The following is a 17,714-nucleotide window of genomic DNA, read 5'->3' on the forward strand; positions in this document are numbered from 1 at the left end:
ATTAGGGGGTAGGAGTGAAATGGGTAAACGTAAAATAAATTGGACAGTTTGGTTTAGTTATCTTGTCGTCATTGGGTTTATAGGATATATTTTGGTGATGTATGGACTCAACAATCCACGCAGTACTGGTATTGTTTCAGGAAAATTAGAAAACCCTAATTTCCACTACAATACATGGAAAATCTTATTCTTCATTCATATCACAACTGGATCCATTGCTTTACTTCTTGGCCCATTTCAGTTATTAAAGGCAAGTCGTAAAAAAATAAAAACACACCGCATCATTGGAAAAATATATGTTTCATCGATTTTCCTCAGTGTGCCTGCAGGAATCTATCTTGCGTTTTATGCAACTGGTGGAATCGGCAGTACAATTGGCTTTCTCATTCTAGATGCCGCTTGGTTCATAACTACTTTCCTAGGACTTAAACGGATTCATGAAAGAAATATCCAAAGCCACCAGGAATGGATGCTCCGCAGCTATGCCATTACCCTTGTCTTTGTCACCTTCCGTCTCTTAGTGCCAATCTTCATGTTTATTCTCCATTTAGGATTTGCCATTAGTTTTCCTCTTGCCGTTATCGTTGGGATTATGATCAATTTATCTTTGGTGGAAAGATATCTTAAAAGAAAGCTTAAAGGAACCAAAAATACCGGATCCACCATTCTTAAGGTAGACGTCAAATAAAAATAAGGAAGGAGCCTTTTACAACTGTGGTGAATACACCTGAGATTGACTGAATAAAAAATTATAGATTAGAGCTAAAAAGGGGTGGGGGGAAATGGACGGATTAAAAGCCATTAATTTAGGGTTACGATTCCTTTTAGAAATTATGGTACTTGTCATTTTAGGATACTGGGGATTTCATGTTTCACAAGGAACAATGATCAAAATCTTACTAGGGATCGGTACCCCCATATTAACTGCAGTCATCTGGGGAATGTTTGGCGCACCTAAAGCACCGTACGTGTTAAGTGGATTTTCATTTCTATTATTAGAGATTGTCATATTTGGTTTGCCAGTTGTTGTCTTGTATGTGATAGAGAAGCAAACATTAGCCTTCATTTATGGTCTGATCGTTGTTATCAATCTTTTCTTAATGAAAATATGGGACCAATAAATAAACAGCCTGCACCAAATTGGTGTCAGGCTGTTTGTTAGTTAACAGCATCTTGATACTTTTCCGCCCTTTGCGTTATACCGTGCTTCCTGTGCCTCACAGAAAAACTCTTTCCGCGATTTAACTGGTTGTCCAGGGTGGTGTGATTCCATATGTTCGACGTAGGTTTCATAGCTGGGAACACCGACTAGTAAGCTGAGAAATTGCTTTCTGAATGAGTTAATTTCTTTTAATTTATTAAGCATATTTTTTGAATTCTCCCTTGTCACGAGGCACATATGGTGACTCATGCAATGGTAATTTGTGATGTAAGATTACTTTGAACCAAATTCGGATCGCAGAGATTAGAACAATAATGACTACCGCCATGAATATCCCAGTAAGGGTGGCATCCACATAATCATTAATTAAGACTTGTTTCATTTGCGCAGCAGTCGTTGCTGGAGCAAGTACCTTGCCGCCATCATATGCCTCTTTAAAAATTTTCGCGTGCGCTAGGAAGCCGATTTTTGGATTGTCATGGAATAATTTTTGCCAGCCTGCTGTCAAAGTAACGATAAGCAGCCAGGTTGTTGGCAAAAGAGTGACCCAAACATACGCTTTTTTGCCCATTTTATAAAGAATCGTAGTACCTAAGAGCAAGGCAATGGCAGCAAGCATTTGGTTGGCAATACCGAATAGCGGCCATAAGGTATTAATACCTCCAAGCGGGTCAATGACACCTTGATATAAGAAATAACCCCAGAAGAGCACGCACAATGCAGTTGCCATAATATTTGGAATAAGTGAATCCGTTTTAGCAAATGGCTTATAAGCCGTTCCAATAAGATCTTGAATCATAAAGCGTCCTACACGAGTTCCGGCGTCAATTGTTGTTAAAATAAAAAGTGCTTCAAATAAGATGGCAAAATGATACCAAAACGCCATTAACGCCTTACCGCCAATCACTTTTGAAAAAATAACAGCCATCCCAATCGCAAGTGTTGGTGCCCCCCCAGTTCTTGAGAGAATGGTTTGTTCCCCTACGTTACTGGCAATTGTTTTTAAATCATCCGGAGTGACCGTAAAACCCCAGCTTGAAACCGTTGTAGCCGCTTGTACAACATCTGTGCCTATTAAAGCTGCAGGACTGTTAATGGCAAAATACACGCCAGGGTGCAGTACACATGCCGCAATCATCGCCATGACGGCTACAAATGATTCTGTCAGCATAGCTCCATAGCCAATCGGACGGGCGTGAGATTCCGTTTCAATCATTTTTGGCGTAGTACCTGACGATACTAATGCATGGAATCCAGAAACAGATCCACATGCAATGGTGATAAATAAGAATGGGAAAAGGTTTCCGGCAAACACAGGACCTGTTCCATCAATAAACTTTGTAACACCAGCCATTTCAAGGTTAGGTGCAACAATGATAATGCCTAATGCTAGTGCTAGGATGGTCCCAACCTTTAAGAATGTGCTTAGATAGTCACGTGGTGCAAGAAGTAACCAAACAGGTAAAACGGATGCTACAAAACCATATATGATCATCATGATGGCAATTGTTTCACCTTTAAAGGTAAACATCGCTGCCAGAGTCGGATTTTCCGCTACTGTTTGTCCAAAGAATAAGGAAAGGAGCAATAACACAATACCAATCACTGAAGCCTCGCCAACTCGGCCAGGGCGGATAAAGCGCATATAAATTCCCATAAAGATTGCAATCGGAATCGTTGCAGCAATCGTGAACATTCCCCAAGGACTTCCTACAAGCGCTTTCACAACTACTAATGCTAAAACGGCTAATAAAATAATCATAATGCCTAAAATACCAATCATGGAAACGATACCTGTGAATTTACCCATTTCATCCTTGATCATTTCACCTAGAGATTTACCGTTACGGCGCATGGAACCAAACAGAATAATAAAGTCTTGAACAGCACCAGCTAACACAACTCCTACTACAATCCAAAGAGTTCCTGGTAAATATCCCATTTGTGCTGCTAAGATTGGGCCTACTAATGGGCCGGCACCGGCAATCGCCGCAAAGTGGTGACCAAACAGCACCCATTTGTTTGTTGGAACATAGTCTTTTCCATCGTTATGTATTTCTGCGGGTGTTTTACGAGAATCGTCAAGCTGGAATACTTTTTGTGCAATAAACTTGCTGTAAAAACGATAGGCAATTGCATAGACACAAACAGCAGCCGTTAACAGCCAAATGGCATTAATACTTTCGCCATTGTTTAAAGCCATTACCGCAAATCCAGCTGCTCCGAGGGCTGCAATTACACCCCAGATTAGAATTGATTTTAAAGCTTTCACCTAAACCGCCTCCTTTTGCTAAAATATGACAATATTATTATAATTTATTATTCCGAAAATTTAAATAATTATTTATCCCTAAATTCTAACAATTTAATGAACACAATTAATCAATTGCTGATTGCTTCTGCCGTTGGTTATGCTTTAAACTAGGAAACAAATGTAGGAATTTGTGGTGAGACAATCGAATGGGAAAACAAGTAGAAGAAACATATGACATCATGGAGGTCTGTCTGCTTGCAGGGAAAATCATGCTGCAAAGCGGTGGCGAAACCTACCGAGTTGAGGATACAATGATGCGGATGGCCGCTTCATTTGGTATTGAAAAAACACATAGTTATGTAACTCCGACCGGAATCATTTTTTCCGCAGAAGGAACGGAGCCTACAAAGACCAAGCTTATTAGAATATCGGAGAGATCCACAGATTTAAAAAAAGTCGCTATGGTTAATAGCGTTTCGAGAAAGATTAGCAGCGGGGAAGTGAACCTGAGGGAAGCACTAGAGCATTTACAGGAAATCGATTCTTTAAATCTTACCTTTCCTTTTATGATACAAGTGGCTGCGGCAACGCTCGCCAGCGGATGTTTCATGATCATGTTTGAAGGTAGCTGGAATGATTTTATTCCTTCGATGATTTCAGGTGGAATTGGCTATTTAAGCTTTGTTTATTTTCATCGTTTCGTCCCAATTAAGTTTTTCTCTGAATTTTTAGCATCGTTTGTCATCGGATTGATGTCTTTTATTTTTGTGAAATTAGGTGTGGGACATCAGTTAGATAAAATTATTATTGGGTCGGTAATGACCTTAGTGCCGGGGCTTTTAGTGACGAATGCTATAAGAGATTTAATGGCAGGCCATTTAGTTTCGGGGCTTTCCAAGGGAGCAGAGGCCTTTCTGACGGCCTTTGCCATCGGGGCAGGTATTGCGGTTGTCTTATCATTTTTGTAAAGGTGGATGAGAGTGGCTATTCTAGCACAGTTAATCACGAGTTTTATTGCGACAGGCGCATTCGGAATTCTTTTTAATGCTCCGAAAGAATCTTTAATAAAATGCGGACTGATCGGAACGGGCGGATGGTTGATCTACTACCTTCTTGAGGATTATTCAGGAGATGCCGTTTTTGCTACATTGGCTTCCACTGTATTTGTGGCCGTTATCAGTCAGGAGTTGGCGAAATTTTATAAAACACCAGTAATCATCTTTAGTGTTGCCGGTATTATACCACTAGTACCTGGTGGACTAGCGTATGATGCGATGCGTAATTTCGTTGAGAACGACTATAATGCTGCATTAGGATCAGCAGCAAAAGTACTTATGCTTGCCGGATCAATAGCCTTCGGTTTAGTTTTTTCTGAAGTGATTAACCAAGTAATAAAAAAGCTTAATCTAAATAGAACATGAACAAGGTAAAAATACTCGTTTGCACATTCAGCAAACGAGTATTTTTTATTAGGCTCTGTTAAACGATATTGTTGTTTTTTATACTCTGTTGATTGGAGCGGAAGGCACTCGACTCCTGCGGGAGTACGGGGCAGGGGAGACCCCACAGGCGATAAAAGCGCCGAGGAGGCTCCCCGGCACGCCCGCGGAAAGCGAGCGCCTGGAGCGGAAATCAACAGCCAAATTTAACAGAGCCTTTTATTAAGGAAAACTTAAGGTAGTCCAATTATGATGCAATTGGAAATGATTTTCCTTTAACGTTCGCTGATTTTTTGGTATGGTAATAAAGTAGTATATTACTAGAGTGAATTTTCAGCCAAGTCTATTACAAGGATGGAATTAATCGTTTATGAAAAAAATGTTAATTATTGTAATTATTTTATTAATATCCTTTATAAGTGCGAAAAGTATTTTGGCAGTAAAATCGGGCAATGCATTACCTAAGGTTAAGGCAGTCGATACTCCGCTGGCTACAAAAGAAGTAGCGTTACAGAAAGAAACACCCATTTTACCTGAAAGTAAATTATTAGATGTCCCTTTATTAAATCAGATGGATAAACCACTGCTTTATAATGGGTGCGAGGTTACCAGCCTCGCAATGGTTCTAAATTACAATGGGATTAAGGTAACGAAGAATGAGTTAGCAAAGAATATTAAAACCGTCCCGCTAAATTATAGCAATGGCAAAAAGGGTAATCCTAATGCCGGCTTTGTCGGTGATATGGCGCACGGCCCCGGGTTAGGTGTATATAATGGTCCCGTTTTTGAACTGGCCCAGAAATATGCAGGCGATAAAGTAGCCAATCTAACAGGGAGTCCGTTTACGGATTTATTGAAAAAAATAAGCCAGGGACATCCAGTCTGGATTATTACAACGACTAGCTTTGCTCCAGTTTCTGTTTTTCAAACCTGGGATACCCCGCAAGGCAAAATTGACATTACCTTTAGTGAACACAGTGTTGTCATTACTGGATATGATGAAAACTACATCTACATTAACGATCCATATGGAACGAAAAATAAGAAATTGGATCGCGAAAATTTTATTAAAGCTTGGGAGCAAATGGGCAAACAAGCAATTGTTGTTGAAAGTTAATAGAAATAGAAATGGTCTGATTAAAAAATCAGGCCATTTTTTTCTGTTAAAATGGGCGAAGGCAGAGGAATGAAAATCCCTCTGCCTTCTTAGCTTTTGATTCAATTAGTGAATCCGTATCGTAACTTGTGTATGGTTGTGCTTTTCTAGTCAGCCATCGCAAGGTAAAAATTTATATATAATCGTTGTTTTTTAAAAAACAAGCTTGCCGCGGTTATTCTTCCACCTGATGGTTTTATACCTAAACGACGTAAGCCCTACCTCTCTTACATCCTAACGGCTCCGAAGCCGATCCAGTGTGAATAAGTTTTTTATTTTAAAACATAAGCAGAATGCCAGAAAAAATTCTTACATTGCGTTATTTTCTTGATTACAAGTTACTAAATAAAACGAACGAAATTTAATATTATAATACTTATCTTATTTTGTCAACAATTTATTGGGCGTTTTTTCTTATTGATGAAAACTTATTTTTACCAATGCTTAATAAAAAAATAATAAGTATTAAGCCGAGGCTAATTAAAACACCCATTCTTTGTGTTCCGTCACGCATTCCCCCTGAAACAGTCAAAAGAATGATCGCAATTCCTAAATAAGAAGTAGTAGGATACCCGGGCATTTTAAAGGTATTAGTCTGTTTACGACTTTTTCGTAATTTTATTTGGGTAGATAGAATAATGATCCAATTTAAAATAAGCAGAACCCCCGCTGCAGTCGTCACATATTCGTATAATTTCCCTGGTAGAATAAACGAAAGGAGTAATGATATGCTCAACGCTAATCCAGTTACAAATAAGGATTTAATGGGAACGCCTCGCCGATTTTTACTAGCGAGCAATTTTGGCGCATCCCTGTCTTCTGCTAAGGAAATCAAGATATTAGTGACAGAAAAAAGCGCCCCTACCATGGTTGAAAAGGCAGCACTAATTATTATCACATTAAATAATGAATCAATATAGGGAATATGAAAAACGGTTAGCGCCGTAACAAATGGGCTTTGTGATTCGTTGATTTTTGTCCAAGAAACAAAATATAAAATAAAGAAAATCGATAGGATATAAACAGCAACAAGGGCCATAAGCATTATCGATCCTGCTTTTTGAATCTCGCTTTTATTTTTTAATTCGGACGAGGCAACGCCCATAACTTCAATACCCCCAAAAGAGAAAAAGGTAAAGATAAGGGCAGCCCACATACCTGCAATCCCATTTGGAATTAACGGAGTCCATACATTTCTTACATCTAAAGGATGTGGCTGTGGGGCAATCATGTGAAACAAAATTAATAATCCAAAAAAGATAAAGATAATTAGGGTGGACAATTTTAGGATTCCGAATAAGGATTCAATTTTTCCGAAGTTTTTAACTCCTAATAAATTAATTCCAAATGCGATGACAGCATAACTAACTGTAAATATCCATAATGGAACATGGGGAAACCAGAACTGGGTGAAAGTGCCCAACGCTACTGCCTCACTCGACATAATAAAGATGCCTGCCAACCAATAAACCCAACCGGATACAAATCCCATTGAATGGCCGAAGGCTTTTTTGGCGTAGGTTCGAAAGGAACCTGGCTGGGGATCGGCTATGGTCATTTCGGCGATTGCACTAAATACAAAATAAGCAGTTAATCCAGCTATTGCATAATTAATTAAAATTGCTGGACCAGCTGTCTTTATTGATAATCCTGTCCCAAGGAAGAAGCCAGCACCGATAACAGAGCCAATCCCAATCAGTGAAAGCTGCCACCAAGCAAGACCAGAATGCACTCCATTGTCAACATTTTCTGCTTTTTTATGATTTACTACTTGTTTAAAGGTAAGGTCATTTTCCATTGGTTACTCTCCTTATAATGCCCGAATAACTTTACTATTCCCTTTTAAAGTTAGAACAATGAGAGATTGCTTCTTTTTATTTTTTTAGGAAAAAGTTGGTAGATATATAGTAAAATAAGGATATAAGGAGAGGAAGAAGGGAGTGGCAACTATGATATTTTTTCGAAAGCTGTTTCTTACAGCATCCAGGTATCGCTATCGAACGGTATTGTTATTTACAACCTTTTATATTTTTATAAACGCAGTGGTTATGAGAATGCTCGAACCGAAAACCTTTGAAAATACCTTCCATGCTGTTTGGTGGATTCTAACTACGATGACAACCGTGGGCTATGGGGATGTTTATCCGACTACACAGTTTGGAAGAGCTTGGGCGATGGTCATTGTTTACACGCTTGGAATCGGGTTGTTTGGTACGGTGATTGGCATGATTGTGGATGGTGTTTCTCAATATAAACGGATGAAGGAGGAAGGAAGAATGACCTTTAGAGGAGAAAATCATTTTGTCATTATCGGTTGGACGGCCAAAAGCAAGAATACCATCAAAGAGCTGTTTTTGGCTGAACCGAAAACAGAAATCGTCTTGATTGATGAATTAGAGAGGACACCCTACGAACACGAACGGTTTCTATATATACAAGGGAGTCCGACTGATGAAGAAGTATTAAGAAAAGCAAGAATAGAAAAAGCAAAAGCGGTTTTATTATTTGCTCCAGACGGCATTGAGAATCCGGATTTAGCCGATGGAAAGACCCTTTTGGTTGCCTCCTCCATTGAGCGTTACGATGATGGGACAGATAAAGAAATATACACGATAGCTGAGATATTAAATGAAAAGCATGTCGGTAATTTCAAGCATGTTAAAATAGACGAATTTATTCTTTCTCATGAATCTGTTTCCAATTTAATGGCGAAATCTGCTCAAACAAAGGGATCCAGCCACCTCTTCACACAATTATTAAGCCGGAAGGATGGTGAAGATGGAAGCGACTTATGGGAGGTAAATGTTCGGTCCGAATGGAAAACGTATGGGGATGCACATGAACACCTTAGGCAAAAAGGGGCCCAGCTTATCGCAGACCGAAGCGATTTGAATATTTTGAAAAAATGGAATGAATCCATTCCCAAGGATGCTAGATTATTTGTTATTTGCGATAAGAAGACCTATCAAGCAATATAAAAATACCTCTTTTTAGATGAATGTGTCATGTGTGCTCATGAGGAAAGAAAACCTGTCAGAAAAGCAAAAATTGTCTTCATGGAGGGTTCATGAGGACAAAAACCCTGTCAGAAAAACAAAAATTGTCCTCATAGAGGGTTCATGAGGACAGAAACCGTATCAGAAAAACAAAAATTGTCCTCATAGAGGGTTCATGAGGACAAAAGCCATAACAGAAAAGCAAAAATTGTCTTCATGAAGCTTTCATCGGACAAAAATATTTTCAATAAGTTAAACAGCCAGCTATCACTACGCCAATAGAAACCGATAAGAACATTAGAAAAAGCCCGACAGCTTGGTTGTCGTTTTCAATGCTTTGATTGACATCAAAACGTGGAGTCAGCCATTCTGCTAAGTAAAAAACAATAATCTGTGCAAGGATGCCAATCGCTCCCCAAATAACCATGTCAATTAAAGAAATGGAATTCGCTGCGGTAGAATACAGAACAATTGCCAGACCAAGGAGCCTGCCGCCAAGCACATAGCTTGCTGCTTTATTCCCTTTCGCCATTAATGAAAATTCCTTGACCTTTGTTGTAACTTCCATCACGAAAAGTCCCACTATTAAAAGCACTAGTGAAACCGCTAAGTATAATAAGAAATTCGTCATTTACATTCCCCCTTGTTATTGAGTCCGACAGGTAAAAAGTAAGATTCATTCCCCGTGATTTTCCCGCCTGCCCGAATGCCAATACTACTTGGCTTGCCGGCAATAAGAAAAGACCCGAACACGTAAGATAACTTTTCGATCCCTTTTTCTGTTTCTAATGAAACGGTAGGTAGAGGTAGATAGGCTTGAAATACAGGTAATTCTTCTTTATAAGTCTGAAACGGATTTTGCACAGTGACCTCTGCAGACTCATTCCAAATTTTTACTGTATCTCCTTCTCTTCCAAATGATGGCTTCTGGACGAAGGCATTATTGCCGAAAAATGAATCGGGTTCTAGATAGGTAGGAAGCATATATTCTTTAATCCATTTTTGTTCCTCTGTCGAATAGAAAGCCCCCTGCTCGGCTAATCCCCATATTAAACATTGGATGGATTTAGACTGAAGCAGAAACGCGGAGACAGGATTTAATAACGCTATTTTTCCTTCCTTTGAAAGCTGAAGCAATTTAATGCCAACAAGGTCACCGGATTCAGAATCCCTATCTTCGATTAAGTGCTCAAGTGGATAGGTTTGCCGGTACAAAACATCAATGGGCTCGCCGGCAGGGTCAATCAAGGCACCATCTGTGATTCGGAGGTCACTTATCGGAACAAGTTTATTTTTTATCTGACAAAGCTTGCTTAAATAAAGAGTCGTGTTCCAATCCTCTATATGATCCTCGTGGGCAGTGAAGACCACGTTTGGAGATTTTTGTCCGGCTGAGGCTTCCAATACCGCCTTCGTAATGCCAGAGGAAAGAAGACGCTCACCGTCTTCGTTGGGATTATTAAAACCTAATTCTTTACAAATTAGTCCATTTATTTGAAAGCATTCAACAATAAAGGTAGGCGTGTCGCTGTTAAATTCAAGCAGTTTGATTCCTTCCTCTGTCAGCGCAAAATCGAACCGGGCAATAACAGATTCAGGAAAAAGGTCTTTCGTCCGTAGAAAAGGAAGACTTTTCTTTGGGTAACCTAGTTCAAGTAATTGTTCGTCAGAAAGGTTTCGTAATAAAGAAGCTGTCTTAAAAAAAATTCTACCCATCCGCTCAGTTGCGTCCCTAATTCTTATATGGATGTCCTCTGATATAGAAAGTACTTGGTAAAGACTATATTCACTCCCATATAAATCCGACCAAAATAATGGATATCTTTCATAAAAGTTTTTACGTTTTGCACCATAATCAGACATTCCTAACCTCCAAAACCGCCTTTTGACCCACTCCCAAATCCGCCCTTAAAGCTTGAAGAGGATTTATAAGATTTATAGGAAGAAGATTTCAAGAGGGCTGACTTATTTCGATAATAGCTCCCCCCATAAAAATAATGCCCATAATGATGTGAATGAGTATCATCACATTGCCACACACCTTCATCGTCGTCCCATTCCCAATCTGAGCATGTTTTATCTTTAGGCTTGGGAGGAAGATCATCCGAACATCCTGAAAGCGTTCCGGCCATAAGAGAAGTGAGAACACCAGTTATTAACCATTGGGTTTTCTTCACCGTACCACTCTCCTTCATTAATCAATATATAATAATTATAAAATTAATTTTAAGGAAAACAATGGTAAAATCATAGAAAAAGGAGTGAAATCGTGTGAGACTAGAATACAGACTTGATGATGGTAACCAGTATCCTGCTTTATGGAGTTACGTAGACATTTCAAGAATGGAAGCTGTAGCAAGAATGACTTGTGAATTTTTTGTAAAAGAAGGAGAGACATATGCGGTCACAGCTACAGCAATGGACCCAGATGGCAGCGCAGTGTTATATGTCAAAAAAGAAAGGTTTGCAAGTGATTACACGGAAACTCACTATTCCCATATAGGCTTTGAAGTAAGAGAACTTACCAGAAATGGTTCATCCTTAATTGAGACTAAAGAAATATGGGACCATGAAGAAGTACTACAGGCTCTTCATTCCGATTTTATTTTCATCCATCAGAACGGGAAATTTTTAGAGTTTACCATGGATTCAAGAGAAATAGACGAAGACCGAAAATGCTACGTATACTACGGAAATTTCACCGGAAATAGCAAATAATTTTTTTCTACAATAATTTTTTTGAAAATTGAAGGAAAGTGCCGATTTTTGTCGTATTTTACTTTATATATGGTTAACTGTGGGGGAAGCACAATGCTGGCAGAAAAACTTCTATTGAATTTATTAATCACCATCGCACCAGTCCTATTTTGCAGCGCTCTAATGGATAACAAGCCGAAGTTAAATACTCCATTCCTATGTGGATTACTGCAAAGTGCAGCGGCACTTTGCTGTATGATTTTCTCCTATTCGAATTATGGCTTCTCTTGGGATCTTCGTTATGTACCTCTTATTATGGCATTTCTCTATGCAGGACCGGTTGCCGGAGGAATGGTTCTAATATCTATTATAAGTGCTCGTATTTTAATGGGGGGAGATACGGTCTTATTTGGTCTTGTAAATTGCATTTTAACCGCTCTTGTACCCCTTCTTTTGATGAAAAAATTTTGGAACAATCCCCCAAATAAAAGAGTAATGCTCACCACGTTAATTGGAGGATGGTCCTTAATCCTATGTTATTTCTCGTTACATGTATTTCGATATTTTGAGGGGAATATTTTTAAATTAGATTTTAATATTCCAGACCTTCTTATGATTGGCTTAATTGCCACGATTGCTATCGCCCTAGCAGCAAAACTTAATGAAGGGATGATTGAGAGAAATAAAATGAAGGATGAAATACAGCGTGCTGAAAAGCTAAATACGCTCGGAGAACTCGCCGCCTCCATTGCCCATGAGGTCCGAAATCCCTTAACGGTAGTAAAGGGTTTTCTTCAGTTAATGCAACAGCAAGAAGCGGGGAAAAATTACGAATATCTATCTCTTGTATTAAGCGAATTAGGGCGTGCGGAATCGATCATTAATGACTATTTAAATTTTGCCAAGCCAAAATTCGAAAAAATAGAAGAGTTTCAATTAAATAGTATTTTAACTGAAGTAGTTATGCTTCTTGATCCGCTGGCAGTTAAACAGGGGGTTCAGTTGGAAAGTCAACTTGATTCGAATGATTTTTCGCTTAATACAGATCGTAACCAGTTAAAACAAGCACTTGTTAACATTGTGAAAAATGCGATTGAAGCAACTCCTGAAGGTGGAAAAGTAACTATACATAACAAATTTGACCAAGCCTCTGCATCAATTTTAATTTCCGATACAGGAAAGGGAATGACACCAGAACAATTATCACGGATTGGAACGTTGTTTTATACGACAAAAGATAAAGGTACTGGTCTTGGCACCTCCGTTTCTTTAAGAATCATTGAAACCATGAGAGGAAAGGTCTCTTATCAAAGTGAGCCAGGAGTGGGCACAAAGGTAACAATGACCCTCCCGGTAGGAAGAAACGAAGAATGGGCATAATTTTGACTTAAAAAAGCTAACCGCTTGAGGCCGGTTAGTTTATTTTTTTGGAAGGAATTCTTTCCATCATCATGCTAATACTTGGATTGGTTATTTGTTTCTAAGAAAATAATTTTGTTTTATTACAATAGTGAAAACCGTTACATAAATATTAATTTCGGGTTATGTAAATTCAGTAAATCACCTGTTAATTCCAGAATATTTCCAATGGTAGTAATTTCAAATAATTTTATTTTTCAAAAAATATTGCTTTTTATCGAAAAAGATTATATTATCGGTATATAATTTTTTTATGAGTTATTTTGTCAGAACATTACGACATTATAACAAGGAGGTTTACAAAATGGATTTATTTAGAAAGAAATCGATTCAGGCATTAATTCAAGATATAGGTAAAAAAGATGCTACTTTAAAGAAGGATTTAGGTGCCTTTGATTTATCCATGCTAGGAATTGGTGCAATTATTGGAACAGGAATCTTCGTAGTAACAGGAGTTGCTGCAGCAGAACTTGCAGGTCCTGCTCTAATTCTATCATTTGTGATATCAGGGTTGGCTTGTGTGTTTGCCGCACTTTGTTATGCAGAGTTTGCTTCCGCCGTTCCGGTTTCAGGAAGTGCCTATACTTACAGCTATGCGACGTTTGGTGAATTGATCGCTTGGATTTTAGGCTGGGATTTAATCCTAGAATACGGGCTTGCATCTTCAGCAGTTGCCAGTGGATGGTCGGGATATTTTCAAGGATTGCTTGCAGGGTTTGGCATTCATTTTCCCAAAGCATTAACGAGTGCATTCGATCCTGCAAATGGGACGTACATTGATGTTCCGGCCATTATTATCGTTTTAGTGATTACATTATTGTTAACGCAAGGTGTTAAAAAATCAGCACGTTTTAATACGATTATGGTTATTATTAAACTAGCAGTTGTTCTATTATTTATTGGTGTAGGGGTTTGGTATGTAAAGCCAAGTAACTGGACACCATTTATGCCATTTGGATTCTCTGGTGTAACTGCCGGTGCCGCTACCGTTTTCTTTGCTTATATTGGTTTTGATGCTGTTTCTTCGGCAGCTGAGGAAGTAAAAAACCCACAAAAAAATATGCCGATTGGGATTATGGCTTCACTAGCTGTTTGTACCGTTTTATATATCGCTGTTTCCGCCATTCTAACAGGGGTAGTTCCTTACACAAAGCTTGGCGTGAAAAACCCGGTTGCGTTTGCACTTAACTATATTCATCAGGATTGGGTAGCTGGATTTATTTCAATAGGTGCGATTATTGGTATCACAACAGTATTACTTGTAATGCTTTATGGACAAACTCGTTTGTTCTACGCAATTAGCCGTGACGGATTATTACCAAAGGTATTCTCAAAAGTAGATAAGAAAAAGCAGACACCAATGTTCAATTCATGGATTACATGTTTACTAGTATCCATTTTTGCTGGTTTAGTACCATTAAGTAAACTTGCCCATTTAGTAAACATGGGGACATTATTCGCCTTTATGACAGTTGCAATTGGAATCTTGTATCTTCGTAAAAATAAGATGGCACCTAAAACGGGCTTCCGTGTTCCGTTTGTACCGTATATTCCGATTCTTGCTTTCGTATTCTGTGGATATTTAATCCTTCAGCTTCCAGCAGAATCTTGGATTAGCTTCGGCATTTGGTTAGTAATTGGATTGGGAGTTTACTTTGGATACGGACGCAAGCATTCCACATTGAATACATCTTCAGATCGCTTGAAAAAAGTAAGTTAAATAATAATCAAAAGGGCTTGCCGAGTGCAAGTCCTTTTTTTTACATTTTAGCGAATTTTGTCGAAAATAGTTGTTTTTGTCAATAATTGTCTGTTTTAATTAAAGAAAAATGATAAAATAGGAGCAGGTCCTATTAACTTTTTTCCTAAAAACGAACTTAATTGAGGGAGCAGCAAACATGAATGAAGGCATCAGGAGTCCCAGACTGATATTTGAAGAAAAAAAGGCTATTAAATTATTTTTATGGTTATTTTATATTTTTTTCATAACCTATGATATTTTTTATTTTTTTATATTACCCAAATACACAACTTATGGGAAAGATGGATTTCCTGATAATGGACTTGGTTATTGGCTATATGTTTTGGTATTTTGCTTATTACCCTTATCTATTTATACGATTAAAAAGGGGAACCCATATCTTGTAAAATATATATTCCTATTTGGCTACATAATGATCGACATTGTAGATAATTTGTTAATTTACCTTGGAACCTCTGTTCCATTTGCATCAGGTAATATAGTGGAACTTTTGTTTTTATTTTTTTCACCGATATTTGTTAATAAAAAATACTATTGGACTGTATCTTTGGGTATTATTGGAAAATATATTTTAATAGGTGTAATCTTACAAGATGCAAATGTAATATCACCAGTCATATTAACAATTATTTTGTCTGCCATTGCATTTATTTTGTTAATAAGGTTTTATTCTTATATTAAATCGTTAACTTCTGTCCATGAAGAATTGCGGCAAAAAGAGAAGCTTGCTACTATCGGTCAAATGGCTGCAGCGATTGGTCATGAAATTCGTAACCCCCTTTCCTCATTGAAGGGTTTTACACAACTGCAGCAGGAAAGATACCCAAATACAAATGATTTTTATCCAATAATGATTCAGGAAATCGATCGGATTAATTCAATCGTAAATGATTTAATGTACCTTGGAAAACCGAAGGAGATTAAATTTGAGAAAGCAAGCATTGAGGAAATCATTGCTTATACTTTATCTATTACTCAGCAGCAGGCGGAAAGACAGGGCGTAAATATAGAAACCATAATGAAGGGGCCATTACCGCCGATTGAATGTGATGGGAAGCAACTAAAGCAAGTGTTTATAAATTTAATTAAGAATGCAATTGAAGCTATGGCCGATGGAGGAGAGGTACGTGTTCATGTTAAAGTATTGGAAGAAAACAAAATGTATATTTCCATCCAAGATGAAGGATGCGGGATTGCTGATGAAGATATCCAGAATTTAGGCGATCCTTTTTTTACCACAAAAAAGGATGGAACTGGACTAGGATTAATGGTAACTAATCAAATTATAAAGGACCATTTTGGAGAATTAAAAATTCTAAGTGAGTTAAATAATGGGACTCTGGTTGAAGTAATAATACCAATAGAAATAAATAAGTTTAAAATTTGAATTATTAGTATTATTTATTGAAAATTTTAAATTTTTAATTAAGTCGAATGAAATATTTCTATAAATATACATAAATCCTAAATGAATTATGTATTACATTTAAATTAAATGTTTTATAATGAAGAAAAGTGTCGTAAATAATCAATTATTGACATAATATGAAAATGTTAATTCTATATTCAACTATTTCCTAATCAGGAGATTGAGATGTATGAGGCATATCTAATGTGAGGTAGACAAATGAAAAAAGAATTAATAGACCCGAATATAAGAAAAGAAGAAGCACAGACAGTTAAATGGTTTTTAGTATTGTTCTATACTATAACTATTGTGTTTGATATTTCGTATAGCATCATTTCACAGTTTATTCCTAGTTTAAAAGATGATGCACCTGATATACTGCGCAATTATATATATATTATAATGTTTGCTTTAATTCCTTTTGCGTTTTATCTTTACAAAAAACAAAAACCGCATCTTATAAAATATTATTACTTTATCTTATATACATTTTTGACCCTATTAAATGATATTATTTCATTTTATAATCATCCCGATTTATATAAAAGTGGGAATGTTGTAGAAGTCTTTTGGCTCCTTTTAGCACCGATATTTGTAAGTACACCCTTTTTTAGATTAGTTTCAATCGGATTATTAATAAGATACATTGCTGCGGGATTAATTCTCCAAACCCCTAATGTATTTTTACCAATAGTTTTAATTGTGATACTTTCTTTAGTCTCATTTATCCTATTAAACAGATTTCAATCACATGTTAGAGCAGTAAAGACATCCTATGATCATCAGGTTATTGGTATAGTTAAAGGTGTCATTGCTACTCTTGAACTTAAAGACCCATATACTAGGGGGCATAGTGAAAGAGTTGCTAGTTATGCACTAGAACTAGCAAAAGAGTGTGGGAAATTACGGGAAGAAGAATTGAAATCATTTAACTATGCTTGTTTACTCCATGATATCGGAAAAATACATATCCCGGATCAAATTTTGATGAAACCTACTAACTTAACCAAAGAAGAATATGAAGTTATAAAGTCACACACGATCGTTGGTGCAGATGCTGTCTCGAAAGTGGTTGCTTTAAATAACAGTATCGATGTTATCCGTTCACATCATGAAAGGTGGGATGGAAAAGGATATCCAGATAAGTTAAAAGGAGAAGAAATTCCGTATCTTGCTAGGATTACTGCTATAGCAGATGCCTTCGATGCTATGACATCTACGAGATCTTATAGAGCTGCTTTAACAATAGATGAAGCATATAAAAGAATTATAGAAGGAAAGGGTTCCCAGTTTGATCCTAAATTAGTAGATGAATTTCAAAAAGTATTTCCTGCATGGGAAAAAATTCATTCAACTAGCAAACAAGGTAATCCACCTATAATTATAAAAGAATCTATCAGCTAATATAAGGAGGTGAAGGT

General features: G+C 37.4%; 17 protein-coding genes. 11 read left to right on the forward strand and 6 right to left on the reverse strand.

Going from position 1 to position 17,714, the window contains the following annotated elements:
- Positions 1-19 precede the first annotated feature (19 nt).
- Both ABES02_RS12650 and ABES02_RS12655 read left to right on the forward strand, forming a co-directional pair.
- Positions 20-688, forward strand: a complete 669-nt coding sequence (locus tag ABES02_RS12650) for a DUF2306 domain-containing protein (RefSeq protein ID WP_430135066.1) — start codon at positions 20-22, stop codon at positions 686-688.
- Positions 689-782: 94 nt separating this feature from the next.
- Positions 783-1,121 (forward strand): YrdB family protein, encoded by a 339-nt coding sequence (locus ABES02_RS12655; protein ID WP_430135069.1) that lies wholly within the window; start codon positions 783-785, stop codon positions 1,119-1,121.
- A 41-nt stretch (positions 1,122-1,162) separates the two neighbouring features.
- Here the strand turns inward: ABES02_RS12655 and ABES02_RS12660 are convergent, their stop codons facing one another.
- Both ABES02_RS12660 and ABES02_RS12665 read right to left on the reverse strand, forming a co-directional pair.
- Positions 1,163-1,366, reverse strand: coding sequence for a YbdD/YjiX family protein (locus ABES02_RS12660; protein ID WP_430135072.1), 204 nt, complete (start codon positions 1,364-1,366; stop codon positions 1,163-1,165).
- A complete protein-coding gene (locus ABES02_RS12665) occupies positions 1,359-3,434 on the reverse strand; it encodes a carbon starvation CstA family protein (RefSeq protein WP_430135075.1) in 2,076 nt (691 codons plus the stop codon). Before ABES02_RS12665 ends, ABES02_RS12660 begins: the two co-directional genes overlap by 8 nt.
- A 188-nt stretch (positions 3,435-3,622) precedes the next feature.
- Here ABES02_RS12665 and ABES02_RS12670 point away from each other — a divergent pair, with 188 nt between their 5' ends.
- From ABES02_RS12670 to ABES02_RS12680, 3 genes are all read left to right on the forward strand, one after another.
- Positions 3,623-4,384, forward strand: a complete 762-nt coding sequence (locus tag ABES02_RS12670; RefSeq protein WP_430135078.1) for a threonine/serine exporter family protein — start codon at positions 3,623-3,625, stop codon at positions 4,382-4,384.
- Positions 4,385-4,396: 12 nt separating this feature from the next.
- Positions 4,397-4,837, forward strand: a complete 441-nt coding sequence (locus ABES02_RS12675; RefSeq protein ID WP_430135081.1) for a threonine/serine exporter family protein — start codon at positions 4,397-4,399, stop codon at positions 4,835-4,837.
- 388 nt (positions 4,838-5,225) lie between these two features.
- Entirely contained in the window at positions 5,226-5,972 is a 747-nt protein-coding gene (locus ABES02_RS12680) for a C39 family peptidase (protein WP_430135084.1), read from the forward strand.
- Between the two features lie 436 nt (positions 5,973-6,408).
- On the opposite strand, the gene ABES02_RS12685 is transcribed toward ABES02_RS12680, so the two are convergent.
- The gene (locus ABES02_RS12685; protein WP_430135086.1) at positions 6,409-7,809 is read right to left on the reverse strand and encodes an amino acid permease; all 1,401 of its coding nucleotides are present in this window, start codon (positions 7,807-7,809) and stop codon (positions 6,409-6,411) included.
- Positions 7,810-7,960: 151 nt separating this feature from the next.
- On the opposite strand from ABES02_RS12685, the gene ABES02_RS12690 reads away from it, so the two are divergent.
- Positions 7,961-8,989, forward strand: coding sequence for a potassium channel family protein (locus ABES02_RS12690; protein WP_430135089.1), 1,029 nt, complete (start codon positions 7,961-7,963; stop codon positions 8,987-8,989).
- 262 nt (positions 8,990-9,251) lie between these two features.
- Here the strand turns inward: ABES02_RS12690 and ABES02_RS12695 are convergent, their stop codons facing one another.
- The 3 genes from ABES02_RS12695 to ABES02_RS12705 are packed head-to-tail and all read right to left on the reverse strand — an operon-like array spanning position 9,252 to position 11,139.
- On the reverse strand, positions 9,252-9,638 hold the full coding sequence (locus ABES02_RS12695) for a DUF350 domain-containing protein (protein ID WP_430135091.1): 387 nt from the start codon (positions 9,636-9,638) through the stop codon (positions 9,252-9,254).
- Complete coding sequence (locus ABES02_RS12700) at positions 9,635-10,870, reverse strand: glutathionylspermidine synthase family protein (protein WP_430135094.1); 1,236 nt, start codon at positions 10,868-10,870, stop codon at positions 9,635-9,637. Before ABES02_RS12700 ends, ABES02_RS12695 begins: the two co-directional genes overlap by 4 nt.
- 2 nt (positions 10,871-10,872) lie before the next feature.
- Positions 10,873-11,139 (reverse strand): hypothetical protein, encoded by a 267-nt coding sequence (locus ABES02_RS12705; RefSeq protein ID WP_430135212.1) that lies wholly within the window; start codon positions 11,137-11,139, stop codon positions 10,873-10,875.
- Positions 11,140-11,278: 139 nt separating this feature from the next.
- Here ABES02_RS12705 and ABES02_RS12710 point away from each other — a divergent pair, with 139 nt between their 5' ends.
- The 5 genes from ABES02_RS12710 to ABES02_RS12730 all read left to right on the forward strand — a co-directional run bounded on the left by ABES02_RS12710 (position 11,279) and on the right by ABES02_RS12730 (position 17,697).
- Positions 11,279-11,725 carry a hypothetical protein gene (locus ABES02_RS12710; protein ID WP_430135096.1) on the forward strand — a complete coding sequence of 149 codons (447 nt, stop codon included), beginning with the start codon at positions 11,279-11,281 and terminating at the stop codon, positions 11,723-11,725.
- A gap of 93 nt (positions 11,726-11,818) precedes the next feature.
- Positions 11,819-13,084, forward strand: coding sequence for an ATP-binding protein (locus tag ABES02_RS12715; RefSeq protein WP_430135097.1), 1,266 nt, complete (start codon positions 11,819-11,821; stop codon positions 13,082-13,084).
- A 343-nt stretch (positions 13,085-13,427) separates the two neighbouring features.
- Complete coding sequence (locus ABES02_RS12720; protein WP_430135099.1) at positions 13,428-14,843, forward strand: amino acid permease; 1,416 nt, start codon at positions 13,428-13,430, stop codon at positions 14,841-14,843.
- A gap of 178 nt (positions 14,844-15,021) precedes the next feature.
- A complete protein-coding gene (locus ABES02_RS12725) occupies positions 15,022-16,272 on the forward strand; it encodes an ATP-binding protein (RefSeq protein WP_430135101.1) in 1,251 nt (416 codons plus the stop codon).
- A 240-nt stretch (positions 16,273-16,512) separates the two neighbouring features.
- Positions 16,513-17,697, forward strand: coding sequence for an HD-GYP domain-containing protein (locus ABES02_RS12730; RefSeq protein ID WP_430135103.1), 1,185 nt, complete (start codon positions 16,513-16,515; stop codon positions 17,695-17,697).
- Positions 17,698-17,714 lie beyond the last annotated feature (17 nt).

The organism is Neobacillus pocheonensis, from assembly GCF_050477905.1.
In the GTDB taxonomy this organism is placed as follows: domain Bacteria; phylum Bacillota; class Bacilli; order Bacillales; family Cytobacillaceae; genus Neobacillus; species Neobacillus pocheonensis_A.

Excerpts from the sequence above, each read along its gene's own strand:
- ABES02_RS12650 (WP_430135066.1), top strand. The coding sequence starts at position 20 with ATGGGTAAACGTAAAATAAATTGGACAGTTTGGTTTAGTTATCTTGTC.
- ABES02_RS12655 (WP_430135069.1), top strand. The coding sequence starts at position 783 with ATGGACGGATTAAAAGCCATTAATTTAGGGTTACGATTCCTTTTAGAA.
- ABES02_RS12660 (WP_430135072.1), bottom strand. The coding sequence starts at position 1,366 with ATGCTTAATAAATTAAAAGAAATTAACTCATTCAGAAAGCAATTTCTC.
- ABES02_RS12670 (WP_430135078.1), top strand. The coding sequence starts at position 3,623 with ATGGGAAAACAAGTAGAAGAAACATATGACATCATGGAGGTCTGTCTG.
- ABES02_RS12680 (WP_430135084.1), top strand. The coding sequence starts at position 5,226 with ATGAAAAAAATGTTAATTATTGTAATTATTTTATTAATATCCTTTATA.
- ABES02_RS12685 (WP_430135086.1), bottom strand. The coding sequence starts at position 7,809 with ATGGAAAATGACCTTACCTTTAAACAAGTAGTAAATCATAAAAAAGCA.
- ABES02_RS12690 (WP_430135089.1), top strand. The coding sequence starts at position 7,961 with ATGATATTTTTTCGAAAGCTGTTTCTTACAGCATCCAGGTATCGCTAT.
- ABES02_RS12695 (WP_430135091.1), bottom strand. The coding sequence starts at position 9,638 with ATGACGAATTTCTTATTATACTTAGCGGTTTCACTAGTGCTTTTAATA.
- ABES02_RS12700 (WP_430135094.1), bottom strand. The coding sequence starts at position 10,870 with ATGTCTGATTATGGTGCAAAACGTAAAAACTTTTATGAAAGATATCCA.
- ABES02_RS12705 (WP_430135212.1), bottom strand. The coding sequence starts at position 11,139 with ATGGCCGGAACGCTTTCAGGATGTTCGGATGATCTTCCTCCCAAGCCT.
- ABES02_RS12715 (WP_430135097.1), top strand. The coding sequence starts at position 11,819 with ATGCTGGCAGAAAAACTTCTATTGAATTTATTAATCACCATCGCACCA.
- ABES02_RS12720 (WP_430135099.1), top strand. The coding sequence starts at position 13,428 with ATGGATTTATTTAGAAAGAAATCGATTCAGGCATTAATTCAAGATATA.
- ABES02_RS12725 (WP_430135101.1), top strand. The coding sequence starts at position 15,022 with ATGAATGAAGGCATCAGGAGTCCCAGACTGATATTTGAAGAAAAAAAG.
- ABES02_RS12730 (WP_430135103.1), top strand. The coding sequence starts at position 16,513 with ATGAAAAAAGAATTAATAGACCCGAATATAAGAAAAGAAGAAGCACAG.